This is a genomic window from Actinacidiphila epipremni (genome assembly GCF_012034175.1).
Lineage (GTDB): Bacteria > Actinomycetota > Actinomycetes > Streptomycetales > Streptomycetaceae > Actinacidiphila > Actinacidiphila epipremni.
The window spans coordinates 18,440-31,111 of record NZ_JAATEJ010000034.1 but is presented as its reverse complement, the minus strand read 5'-3'; the positions used below and the strand labels follow the sequence as shown (position 1 = coordinate 31,111).

General features: G+C 72.0%; 6 protein-coding genes. 3 read left to right on the top strand and 3 right to left on the bottom strand.

Annotated elements, in window-relative coordinates; genetic code table 11:
* The first annotated feature begins 213 nt into the window (after positions 1-213).
* From HCN08_RS30855 to HCN08_RS30845, 3 genes are all read left to right on the top strand, one after another.
* Positions 214-1,410 carry an exonuclease SbcCD subunit D gene (locus tag HCN08_RS30855; protein WP_167986610.1) on the top strand — a complete coding sequence of 399 codons (1,197 nt, stop codon included), beginning with the start codon at positions 214-216 and terminating at the stop codon, positions 1,408-1,410.
* Entirely contained in the window at positions 1,410-4,418 is a 3,009-nt protein-coding gene (locus tag HCN08_RS30850) for an AAA family ATPase (protein ID WP_167986609.1), read from the top strand. Before HCN08_RS30855 ends, HCN08_RS30850 begins: the two co-directional genes overlap by 1 nt.
* An 81-nt stretch (positions 4,419-4,499) precedes the next feature.
* Positions 4,500-6,860, top strand: a complete 2,361-nt coding sequence (locus tag HCN08_RS30845) for a DEAD/DEAH box helicase (protein ID WP_167986608.1) — start codon at positions 4,500-4,502, stop codon at positions 6,858-6,860.
* On the opposite strand, the gene HCN08_RS30840 is transcribed toward HCN08_RS30845, so the two are convergent.
* The 3 genes from HCN08_RS30840 to HCN08_RS30830 all read right to left on the bottom strand — a co-directional run bounded on the left by HCN08_RS30840 (position 6,841) and on the right by HCN08_RS30830 (position 12,672).
* Positions 6,841-7,281, bottom strand: coding sequence for a DnaB-like helicase N-terminal domain-containing protein (locus HCN08_RS30840; RefSeq protein WP_167986607.1), 441 nt, complete (start codon positions 7,279-7,281; stop codon positions 6,841-6,843). The two genes, HCN08_RS30845 and HCN08_RS30840, sit on opposite strands and share 20 nt — an antisense overlap.
* A gap of 175 nt (positions 7,282-7,456) precedes the next feature.
* Positions 7,457-8,686, bottom strand: a complete 1,230-nt coding sequence (locus HCN08_RS30835; RefSeq protein ID WP_167986606.1) for a TIGR02679 domain-containing protein — start codon at positions 8,684-8,686, stop codon at positions 7,457-7,459.
* Entirely contained in the window at positions 8,686-12,672 is a 3,987-nt protein-coding gene (locus tag HCN08_RS30830; protein WP_167986605.1) for an SbcC/MukB-like Walker B domain-containing protein, read from the bottom strand. The genes HCN08_RS30835 and HCN08_RS30830 overlap by 1 nt, the downstream gene beginning before the upstream one ends.

Sequence of the window (12,672 nt, the reverse complement as noted above, 5' to 3'; positions counted from 1 at the left end):
GGGAGCGTCTGCTCGTGCCCGCGATTGCCTGTGCCGGCCGACCGCGCCTTGCGGCCTCGGTTCCTCGGCGGCGACGCCGTGACCGTGCGGCGTCACGCAGCGAGCCGCGGGAAGAGAATGTATCTCCTTATCTCATATCATCTACTCATAAGTAAGGAAGATTTTCGGTGAAACGGCGTCAGATAGGCGCTGTGGTCGCTACGGTTCGTCATCATGCGGTTCCTGCACACCTCGGACTGGCACCTGGGCCGCCGGTTCCACGGAGAAGACCTGATCCCCGCCCAGAGCGCCTTCCTCGATCACCTGAACGATACGGCCCGCGCCGAGAACGTCGACGCGATCCTGATGGCCGGCGACATCTACGACCGGGCCATCCCCGGCCTGGATGCGGTACGCCTGTTCAACCGGGCCCTGCACCAGCTCGCTGACCTCGAGATACCGATCGTCATGATCAGCGGAAACCACGACTCGGCCCACCGTCTCGGCGTCGGCTCCGGGCTGTTCGCCCGCGCCGGGATCCACCTGCGCACCGACCCGGCCACCTGCGACGTCCCCGTCGTCCTGACGGACGAGCACGGACCGGTCGCCGTGTATGGGGTGCCCTACCTCGAGCCATCGATGGTCCGCGGCCAGCTGGAGGCGGAGGCCACCTCGCACGCCGCGGTGCTGACCGCGGCCCTGGACCGGGTCCACTCCGATCTCACCAACCGGCAGCCGCCCGGGACCCGCTCGGTGGTCATCGCCCACGCCTTCGTCACCCCCGGCACCGGTCAGGACGATGAATCCCAGGCGGAGGAGTCGGCCAGCGAACGCGACATCAGCGTCGGCGGTGTCGCCCACGTCGGCGCCGACGTCTTCGACAGCATCGACTACGTCGCCCTCGGCCACCTCCACGGCCCCCAGAGGGTCACCGACCGCGTCCACTACAGCGGCTCCCCGCTGCCCTACTCCTTCTCCGAAGCCGACCACGTCAAGTCCTTCACACTGGTCGACCTCACCCCCGGCACGGCCCCCACGGTCACCCGTCTGCCCTGCCAGACCCCCCACCGCCTGGAATGCGTCGAAGGCCTCCTGGACGACCTGCTCACCGATCCCGCCCACGAACCACTCAAGGACGCCTGGCTCGAGGTCACCCTCACCGATGCGGCCCTGCCGTTCGAGGCCATGGCCCGGCTGCGCCGCCGCTTCCCCCACACACTCAGCCTCAAGCACCAGCGCGCCTTCATCCCTGCCCAAGCCACCGGCACCCCCACCTACACCGAACGTCTCCGCGGCCGCAGCGAACTCGACATCGCCTGCGACTTCATCACCGACATGCGCGGCACCGGCCCCACCCCCGACGAACACGCCCTGCTCCAGCAGGCCGTCGACTCCGCCCGGGTGAACGAACTGCAGAAGGAAATCGTCTGATGCGCCTGCACCACCTCACCCTGCAGGCTTTCGGCCCCTTCGCCGGCACCCACACCGTCGACTTCGACGCGCTGTCCGCCGACAACCTGTTCCTCCTACACGGCGACACCGGCGCCGGCAAGAGCACCCTGTTCACCGCCATCTGCTTCGCCCTGTACGGCGAACCCCCGGTCGAACGCGACCTTCTGCTGCGCAGCCACCACGCCCCGGCCGACCTGCTCACCCAGGTCACCTTGGACGTCACCATCGCCGGCCACCGGCTGCGCATCGAACGCGAACCCCAGCAGACGCGCCCCAAGCGAAGCGGTACGGGCGAGACCGTCCACAAGGCCGAGACCCGGCTCCAGCGGTGGACGACCGACTCCCTCGGCCAGGGCCACTGGGAACCCTCCAGTAGCTCCCATCAGGAAACCGGCAAGGAGATCAAAGACCTCCTCGGCATGAGCCGGACCCAGTTCTGCCAGGTCGTCCTCCTGCCCCAGAACGAGTTCACCAAGTTCCTCTACGCCGCCGCGCCGCAGCGCCGCGAACTGCTGGGCAAGCTCTTCCACACCGACCGGTACGCGCAGATCGAACGCTGGCTGAACGACCACAGCCGCACCACCCAGAAGAACCGCGACGCCGCCCGCGACGAAGTGCTGCATCTGGCGGCCCGCATCCACCAGGCTGCCGGACCGGACCTGAAATCCGAGCACGACGCCCCCACTCCCGACGTCCCGCACGCCCTGACCGACCTTGCCCTTGTCTGGGCCCAGGACCTGACCCAGGCAAGCCAGGCCGACGCCCTCACAGCCCAGGCCGACGCCGAGAAGGCAAAGAAGAACCAGGCCGAGCACCAGATCCTGGAAGCCGCCACGCGCGTCCTGCATCAGCAGCAGACCACCCATGCCGCCGCCCGCGCGGAACTGGACAGGCTGCACGAGCAGACCCCTCACCAAGAAGCCCTGGGCCGGCGCCGCGAGCAGGCCCGACGCGCCCAGCAGCTCGCGCCGCTGCTGCACGCCGCCAGCACCGCCCGCACCGACCACACCCACGCCCAGGACACCGAAAGCGCCGCCCGAAGCCGGCTGCTCTCTGAGCACGCCACACTCCAGGCAGCTGACCTCGCAACGGCCGGGCAACGCATGCGCGACGACGTCGCTGTGCTGGGCACCCTGCTCCCCGAAGAGACCAACCTTCGCCAACTCACCGCCGATCTGGAACGGATCGACGCCGAGCGGCAGGACTTCACCGTCCAGCAGCACACCGCCCGCAACTGGCTCGAACAGGAGACCACCCACCGCGCCGCCCTGGACGCCCGCCGGGAAACCGCCCGCCAGGCCGAGGAAGAGGGCCGCCGCCACCGGGATCAGCTGGAGACCCTGACCTCGCGCGTGGAGGCCGCCGAACGCCGCGACGCCCACCTCGCGCAGATCACCGCCACCGAACAGCGTCTGGCCGCCGCTCAGCAAGCCACCGAGATGGCTGCCCAGGACCACATCGATATCCGCCGCCGACGCACCGAGGGCATGGCCGCTGAACTAGCCGCCAGCCTCGCCGACGGCGCGCCCTGCCCGGTCTGCGGCTCGTGCTCCCACCCGGCCCCCGCCACAGCTCCCGACGGGCAGCCCACCCGCGAGGACGAACAAGCCGCCGAGCAGACCCACCAGCGAGCCCAGCAGCAGCGCGACGCGATCGCCAGCGAACTGCAGCAGCTGCGCGAGAACGCTGCCACCGCGACCGGCGAAGCCGGCGACACCCCGCTGGCCGACCTCACGGCCGAACACGAGGCCCTCACCACGCAGCTGACCGACGCCCTCCAGCGAGCCGCAGACCGGGGGGCCGCCGACGAGGAACTCCTCGCCATGGACCGCGAACACTCCGCCATGACCCAGCAGCTCAACCTCGCCACCGCCGGCCTGTCCGCCCGCAACGCCACCTACGACACCCAGTCCCAGCGGCAGGCCGAGCTCACCAAGAAACTCGACGACGCCCGCGGCACCGCCCCCACCCTCGCAGCCCGTATTGACGAGCTCACCCGCACCGCCGACCACCTCAAGCAGGCCGCCGAGGCGTCCCGCGCCGCCGCCATCGCTGCGGAGACCCGCGGCACCCGCACCACCGAGGCCACGGCCGCCGCCTCAACCCAGGGCTTTGACACCCTGGCCGCCGCTGAGCAGGCCCTGCTCAGTGAGGAGGACCTGGGCAACATCGAAGAAGAGATCAACCAGTGGCGCGAGGCCCGCGCCACCCACCAAGCCGTCCTCGACAACCCCGCCCTGCAGCAGGCCGCTGCCCAGCCGCCCGCAGACGTCGACGCCGCAGCGGTCCGACGCGGCGCCGCAGACGACCAGTACGTCCAAGCAGCCGCCACCGCCGGCAACGCCCAGGCCCGCACCACGGAGCTCACTGACCTCGCCGCCACATTGGGCGAGGCTGTTGAGCGACTGGAAGCACTGGATAAGGCCCACAGCACCGCCCGCCACCTCGCCGACCTGGCCACCGGCAACTCAACCAGCGCCCGGGTCCGCATGCAGCTGGAGGCCTACGTCCTGGCCGCACGCCTCGAACAGGTCGTCGCCGCTGCCAACACCCGCCTCGGCCTGATGTCCGAGGGCCGCTACACTCTGCGCCACTCCGACCACCAAGCCGCCCACGGCGCCCGCTCCGGCCTCGGCCTGGAAATCACCGACGCCTGGACTGGCCGCCCCCGCAAGACCGATACCCTCTCCGGCGGCGAATCCTTCTTCGCCTCTCTGTCCCTTGCCCTCGGCCTGGCCGATGTCGTCACCCATGAAGTCGGCGGCAACCCCCTGGACACCCTCTTCATCGATGAGGGCTTCGGCACTCTCGACGACGACACCCTCCACAAGGTCCTTGACGTCCTGGACTCCCTGCGCGCCCACGACCGTACTGTCGGCGTCATCAGCCACGTCCCGGAACTGCGCCGCCGTATCACCCAGCGCCTGTACGTCCGAAAGGGCCTCACCGGATCCACTCTCGCCCACCTGACCGAAGCAGCCGAATAGCCTGAGCCCAAGGGGGCAACACCCTACCTCCTTGGCCCGTCAGACCCCGGCCCGACCCCACACCGGAGCGGCACACTCGTCATGGCCCTTTCCGACATTGAGCTCCGGCCTCACCAGAAGGAAGCTGTCGCCGCCACCGCCGCCGTCCTGCGCGAACAGCCCCGCGCCGCGGTCATCGCCGCCTGCGGCACCGGCAAAACCCTCATCGCCGCCCGCACCGCCACCCGCCTGACACCCCGCGGCCGCGTCCTGGTCCTGGTCCCCACCCTCGACCTGCTGGCCCAGACCGCCCGGGTGTGGCGGGCCGCCGGCCGCAAGGGGCCCGCAGTCGCGGTGTGCTCCGCCCGCCAGGCCCTGGATCACGACCCGGTCGGCGGCGACACGCCCATGACGACCTCCCCACAGGAACTCGCCGCGCGCCTGCCCGGTGATCTTGCGGGCCCGGTGACCGTGTACGCCACCTACGCCTCCCTGCACGCCGTGGCCTCCGCCCACCAGGCATTCAACCTGCCGGCCTGGGACCTGGTTGTCGTCGACGAAGCCCACCGCACCGCCGGCCGCCTGGGCAAAGCGTGGTCAGCCATCCACCACGACGACCAGATCCCCGCCGCCCGCCGCCTCTACCTGACCGCCACCCCCCGTGTCTGGGACCGCGACGACGGCAGCGACGAAGGGTCCGACGAGCCGGTCGCTTCCATGGACGACGAAGCCGTCTTCGGTCCCGTCGCCTACCGGCTGACCCTGTCCGACGCTATCGACCTCGGACTGCTGGCCGACTACCAGATTCTCGTCCCCGTCGTCACCGACAAAGACCTGCGTGACTGGCTCGCTACTGGACCCGGCGCCGGCGCCGATGGCGTGCGCCTGGCCGGGCGCCAGGTCGCCGTCCTGCGCGCCATCGCCGACCACCACCTGCGCCGCGTGCTGACCTTCCACCACCGCGTCGCCGACGCGAGAGCCTTCGCCACCACACTCACCGACACCGCGCACTGCCTCCCCGGCACCCTCCAGCCGGCCGGACTGTGGGCGCAGTGGATCAGCGGCGACCACACCCCGCAGGTCCGCCGCCGCCTGCTCATGGAATTCGCCCAACACCCCAAGGGCTCCACCGCAGTACTCTCCAACGCTCGCGTCCTGGGAGAGGGCATCGACGTCCCCGCCATCGACGCGGTCGCCTTCACCGACCCCAAGGACAGCCCCGTCGACACCGTCCAGGCCGTCGGCCGCGCCCTGCGCCAGACCCCTGGCGCCGGCAAGAAGGCCACCCTGATCGTCCCCGTCTACACCACCCCCGGCGAAGACATCGACGACCTGATCAACAATGACGCCTACACCCCGCTGTGGAAGACCCTTCAGGCCCTGCGCGCACACGACGACCGCCTCGAAGCGCGGCTGGCCGACCCCCGTACCGACCGTCCCTCCCTGACCGGGCCCACCGATGACCCCGACGCATGGCTGCGCTTCGACCACCCCGTCCGCAGCGACGAGATCGCCCTGGCCCTCTCGCTTCGCGTCCTGGCCCCCAAGAGCGCCGAGTGGCGCGCAGGCCTTGCAGCCGCCCGCCGCTACCACCGTACCCACCACCATCTCGACGTCCCTCAGGCATTCGAGGACACCAGCGGCTACCCGCTGGGCCGATGGCTGACCTGGCAACGCCACCTGCACACCACAGGCGCCCTCGGTCCGGCTCGCACCGCCGCCCTGGAACGCCTCGGCATCATCTGGGAGCCCCATCGCCAGGCATGGGACCGCGGACACGCCCACGCCACCGCCTGGGCCGAAGAACACGGTCACCTCGCCGCCCCCGTCGACGAGCAGCACGACGGTTTCCCCCTGGGCCGCTGGCTGGCAACGCAGCGCTTCCGCGCCGACCGGCTCATCGCCGAGCGGACTGCGGCCCTGGCCGCTCTCGACCCCTGGTGGAACCCGCCCTGGTCCCAGACCTGGCAACGCACCTATCGCACCGTCCAGCACCACCTGCAGGCCGGCACCGCCCTGGAACAGGCCCCCGACGGCGCGCGACTCATGCAGTGGCTGCACACCCAGCGCACCCACCGTGAGCGCCTTCGCTCGCATCAGCAGCGCTTGCTGGCCGACCTCGAAACACCGCACGCCCCGCCCCAGCAACCCGTCGCGTCCCGGGCACGCCGCCGCCCCACCTTCCAGCAGATGCTGGCTGCGGCCGCCGCATTCCACGCCCGCGCGGGCCACCTCGAGGTCCCGCAGCGCCACACCGAGGACACCGAGGAAGGACCCGTCCGCCTCGGCCAGTGGATCAGTAACCAGCGCCGCCGCCACGCTACGCTCCCCCCCGAGCACGCGGATGCTTTGAGCGCGCTGGGGATGCGCTGGGCCAAACAGGAGTCCCCCCAACGAGGCCCTGGTGGGCCTCAGTTACCGGCTGAACTCGACCGGGCAGCGATCACACGTCATCGTCGGTGAGGAATCCGCGCAAGGGAATGTAAGGAAGGTCCTCACCGCTCACGCCGGTGCCCTTGCGGCGCAGGGCTGTCAGATCGCGGATGATCGCCGCGTAATGGACTGCTGTGGCTCCTGGTGGCACTGCTGCAGCGAGCCGATGGACCGTGTCGGCTGGCAATGGGCGTCCCCGGCGCCCCGCTTCAGCGATGACGATGATGGGGTCGATGCGGCCCGCGTGCAGGGAAAGCGCTGCCGCAGCGGAGAAGATGTCCCGGTGCATCGCGTCGGTGAAGTCCCCTTCCTCCAGCACCGACACGAGGTGCTGCGTCAGCGGGCCACTGGACATGACTGCGGCCAGCACGGCACGCTCCGCGTGTGGGTCGCACAGATAGCCTTCCGGCCCGTCCGGCGGCTCGTGCGAACCGACCATGGTCTTCGTCACGTGTCTGCTCCTTCGCGCCAGGGGACCAGTCCGCACCGCCGGGCCGGTTCAGGGCTCGCCGTCAGTGCGCAGGCCGTCGATGATGTCACTCCGCGCCGCACTGTTCCCGTGGACGGGTTCGCCTCGCCCCGCCGTACGGCAGCGGCCAGGGGTGTGCCACGGCGTACGAGCCCCATCAGACGGAGGCAGGCGGGAGGAGCCGGCCGAGGATGGCGTCGTGTTCTTGGAACACCACCCGCCCCACGTTGCTCAGTTCGTGGGCGAGTTGCGGGTCGATGTGTTCGGTGGGGAGCGGGCCCAGCGGTACCGCGGACGGCTGCGGGCCCGCGCCGTGGAGTGTGGCCAGGTCCATGGCAACAAGTGTGGCGCCGTACAGGCGGACGACGGTGTGCGCGATGCCGAGGCCCGGCCCGTCCAGGTCGCCTGCGTACCGCAGTGCCACGCCCTGGTCGACGGCGAGTTGCAGCAGGGCGTGGTCGACGGCGCGCAACTGTCCGCTGGTGCACGCCAGCGGCGCAGTGTGGCCGCGAGCGAGGGCGGCTTCGAGGACGGAGGGGTTCTCCACCACGGTGAGCACCTGGGCCGGGTCCAGGCGCGGGGGAGTACGGGTCAGATCGAACAAGTGCAGCGCGACCGGCGCGACCGCCTCGCGCAGGCGCCGGTCGACCGGTCCCTCACCGACCGCCTGGACACGGTGGAGCAGCACGGTGGCGGTGAGCCGGTCGGGGACCACCCCGGTCTGCTCGAGCAACGCGCGGATCCGGTCCGGCCGGGTCGGCTCCACCTGCCCGGTCAGTTCGGCGACCAGGGCGACAAGCCGGCTGCCGGCGAGGGTGTCGAGGTCGAAGAAATGAGGGTCACCGGCGGTGTCGTGGGCGAGCTTGGGAAGCGATACCGGCGGGTCGGCCGGCAACCGTGCCGCCACGGCGGCCAGGGCGTCGACCAGCCTGCGCACCTGCGCGCCTTCGCCGGTGCCGATCCCGGCGGCGCGCATCCGCGCCACCAGCCCCGGACACGCCGGCAGCCGTGCAGCCGCGTACTGCCACACATCCTGGCGCAGCGCCGCCTCGGCCGTGCGCTGCCGTGCACGGTCGACCACCGGCCGCCCCACGGCCTGCTCCACCAACGCCACCAAGTCCTGCGGTTCCAGCCGCAGCGCCCGGCACAGGGCCCGCACCGGAACCCGCGCCCCTGCCGCGTCCACAACCACCGCGGAGGTCCCGCGCCGCCGCCCTGCGTCGTCCAGCCACGCCCGCAACGCCGCCACCCCGGCCGGCGGAAGTCCGGCTACGCGCACGCTCGCCATCGCCGCCGGATCCGTTCCGGCGCACAGCCGGTCGTGCACGGCGGCCCACAGCGGGGCCAGCGCCTCATCGCCCGCGACCCATTCCCATGTCGTGCCCATCAGCCGGCCGTTCCTCCGTTCTCGAAGTCCTCGCCGAGGTCCAGTGTCAGCGGCTGCGCCTCTCCGTGGCCCTGCCACAGCCACGGCACCGTGACGCGGTGTTTTCCGCTGGTGACGACCTGGTGGATGACGACCTGCCCGGCCTCTTTCTTGATCACTGGGGTCATCGAGGGCGCGGTCGCCAGCACGTCGAACTGCCACCGGCGCAACAGTCCCAGCATCTGCCGGAGGTTCACGTCATCGAACGCCGCGTCCAACTCGTCGATCGACAGCAGCCGCGGCCCGTGGTAGTCCCCGCTGTACATCGACCACGCGGCCGCCAGCAGGGGAAGCATTGTGGCCAGGCGCCGTTCCCCGGTCGACAGCGTCTCCAGCGGGTTCACGCCGCGCGGCTTGACCTCCTTGAAGCGGCCACCGTCTCCGTCGCCGAACGAGGAGTGGGTCACCGAGATCGTCCACTCGTGCCAGGCCCGGTAGTCGAAGGTGTGCGCGACCCGGTCCGCCCAGGTGTCCCCGACGGATTCGTCCATCCGCTGCCGCAGCACGTCATACATCCGCTCGAACATCTCGTCCGAGGGGGGACTGTTCACCAGCTCCACCATGGTCTGCGCGTCCGCGTCCTTGCGCACCGCCCACTCGACCTTCACGCCCACCTGCGCCACCCCGGTCCGCACGTCCTTCAAGGTCAAACCGATCTGTTTCACCAGGTCTTGCGCGAGGTCCTGGCGGACCTGGACGTCGCGCTGCAACTGGGCGAACATGCTGGTCTTGATGGCCTTCTTGATGTCGGCGCGCAGGTCCTGCTCCAGCTGGGAGACCGCCGCGCGCAGCGCCTCCACCGCCGCGCGCAGGTCCTGGCCGCGGGCGGCGGCCGGATCGGCGACCTCGGCACGCTGCCAGCTGGTGCCCGATACGTTGGTGAGGATGACCTGCCGGTTGAACCGGGCCAGTGTGCTGTTGGCGCTGCGGGCGGCGCCCTCGAGGGCCTTCAGCGCACTGTCCCGGGTCCGGGTCGCCGCAGTGAGCCGATCCGCCCCCACTCCTGCGCTCGGCCCGGTGTGGCGGTCGGCCAGCAGGTGCCTGGCCCAGGCCAGTCCCGCGGTCAGGTTCGCGGGCCGGCCTTCCGGCCCGGTGGGGATGTCCTCACCGGCCAGGGCCAGGCCCTCGTCGACGAGCCGGCCCATCTGCGTGAGGCAGGTATCGCGGTGCTCCTCGGCCGCCTGGCGCAGCGGTGCGACCTCATCCAACCGCGCCCTAGCCGACGCCGCGTCGGCAGCAGCCTTCTCCTTGGCGCGTTGCAGCTCCTCCACCCGCCTGCGGGCACGGTCGAGCGCACCGGTGACCTCCTGCAGTGAGGCGCGCAGTTCCTCGTACGCGGCGCCGTGCAGGCGCCGCATCTCCTCCACTGCCGCCTTCTCGCGCCTTGCCTTTACGGCGGCCTGCTCCGCCTCCCGGGCGGCGTCGGCCGCCAGGGCCTGCCAGCGCCCGGCGGTTGCCGCGTCCTGGCGTGCCCGCCCCGCGAGGTCGATCACCCGCCGAGCGGCACTGCGCCAGGCCTCGACCTGCCGGAACATCACGGTGGTGTCCTCGCGGTGGGCGTCGGCCGCCTTCGGATCCGTGGGCAGCACGGTGCCGCCGCCGGCGTCGGCGGCCCGGTGCAAGGCCCGCAGCGCCTGACGCACGGCCTCTGCGGCCCGGCGGTGCCGTTCGCGCGTGTCGGCAGTGCGCCTGATGGCGTGCTGCAACTGCTCGGCCGCGTCGTCCTCCTGCTGCTGAGCCGAGGAGACCGGTTCCAGCAGCGGGAAACCGGCCTGCTCGGCATCGGCCTGCGCCTGGGCTTGCTTCGCCTGCTCCCACGCGGCGTGGCTGGCGGCCGCGGCCCCATCTGCCTCCCGTGCCTTGCCTTCGGCCGTGGCGGCCGCGTCCAGGGCCGTGGCCGCCACCTGTTCGGCGTGCCGTGCCTCCTGGGCCAGAAGCTCCAGCGCGGTGCGGCGCCGCGCGGCGGCCGTGTCCAGGATGTGCAGTTGCTGCGCCAGGGCGCGTTCGGCCAGGCGGATCTCCTGGGCAGATCGGTCGCGGGTCTCCTGCAGCGCCCCGAGAAGGTCCTGCCACCGCTGGCGGGCCTGCTCCCACCCGGCGGGGGAAGGGAACTCGTCCCGCTCCACCGCGGCGGCGTTGACCTGGGCACGAGCGCGCGCGGCCTCGTCGCGGGCCCGGTGCAACGTTCCCTGTGCCTGGTCGAGTTGCTGCTCCAGGCCGGCCACGTGCTGGAGCCGGGCGCGTTCGCGGGCGCTGCGCCCGATGAACCGCGCCTGGTAGCCGGCCGGTGCGGCCGCGGTCGCCACCGCGATCGTGACCTGATCGCCCGCCGAGGGGTCCAGGGGAATCGACCGCAGCAGCTGGTGGACCCGTTCGGGCGCGATCAGGCCCTGCGCATCGGGCCGCAGCACGTCCGCCAGGCTCGCCCCCGGTGCCACCGCAGCTCCTGGGCGCAGGGTCACATCCCCGGCCACCGCCTGCCCGTCGGAGCGGACCAGCGCGTCCAGCAGGCCACTGACCAGCAGAGCGCCCTCGAGGCGATCCCTGGCCTGGTCAGCCAGGTGTTCGGCGAAATCCACCAGCGCCCACAACGGGGTGCCGTCCATCGGCTGCCGGCTGCGCCACAGCGGTGCGGGTGGCACCGGCGCCGCCTGCCGGGCCTGCTCCAGTTGCCGCTCCAGGTCGCGGACCGTCTCCTGCGCGGCTGCGGCCGCCTGGTCGGCGGTGTCGACCGCACGCTGCAGCCGCCCGGTGGTCGCTGCGTGCGCCCGCTCCAGGGCCACCTGGATCTGCGCGACGATCTGCGCGGCATCGACCGCGGTCCCGTTCCCGGCCGGCTCCGGCACCATGCCGGCGTCGATCAAGACCGTACCGCGCCGCCACACGCCGACCAGGCCCTGCCACTGCTCCCAGGCCGCCGCGGTCGCCGATCCGGCCCTGCCTGCTGCCTCCTGAGCCCGGATGACGGCAGCCTCGGCCTGTGCGGCCTGCCGCCGGTGTGTCTCCTGGTGCTGTTCCCGGGCTTCCTGCTCGGCGGCGTCCCGTTCCCGGGCCTCGTCCTGGGCATCGCGCAACGCTCGGGCGGCCTCTTCCGCCGCTCCGTGCTCCTGCTTCCACTGTGTGCGTGTCTGCTCCCACGCTCGAGCGGCCTGCTCAGCCACCGCGTGGTCCGCGGCTGCCTGCCGGTGGTGCCCTGCTGTGTCGATCCTTGCTCGCGCCTCGCCCGCGACCTGCGCGAGCGTGGCCGTCAGTTTCCCGACCGGCAACCGCTCCCCGTCGCCGCGACCGTCCCGCACAAGCAGGTCGAGGGCGGGACCGCGCAACTCCGCTGCCGCCTGCGCCCACTGCCGCAGCTCCTCCAGCAGCGTGTCCTCGGCCTGTGCCCGTGTGTGGCCCGCCTGGTCGGCCGTGGCCCGGTCGGTCTCCTCAACGCCTTCGGCCTCACGCAGATCGGCGGCCGCCGCCACGGCCAGTCCCTGCGCCGTCGCGTGGTCCCCGAGTGCGGCTTCCACCTTCCGCACCTGGGAAAGCCGCGTGTCCACCCACGCCAGCGGCGCCGCGCACGCCTCGTCGGCCATGCCCGCAGTCACTGCCGCGGCCTCGGCCCCCACCAGGTGCTCGTCGAGGGCGAGCAGCCCCTCCAGGACTGCATCCGCGCCCAGCCGGCCCCCCACCACCCGCAGCGGCCCGGACACCGCGGATACAGCGCCCTGTGCCGACCGGACGCCGCCGGCCGACTCCTGGGCGGTGCCCTCGGCCCGGGAAGCCTCGCCGCCGACCTCGTCCGCCTGCTGGGCCGCCCTGCGGGCGGCGGCGGCCAGCTCGACCGCCCGCTCCTCGCGCTGCGGAAGGACCGCGCCCGCGTGCCCGCGCAGTTCCTCCTGCGCCGCGTCCTTCTGCCCTTCCAACTCCCCGATCTCGGCCCGCGTCCCGGCCAGCAGCTCCAC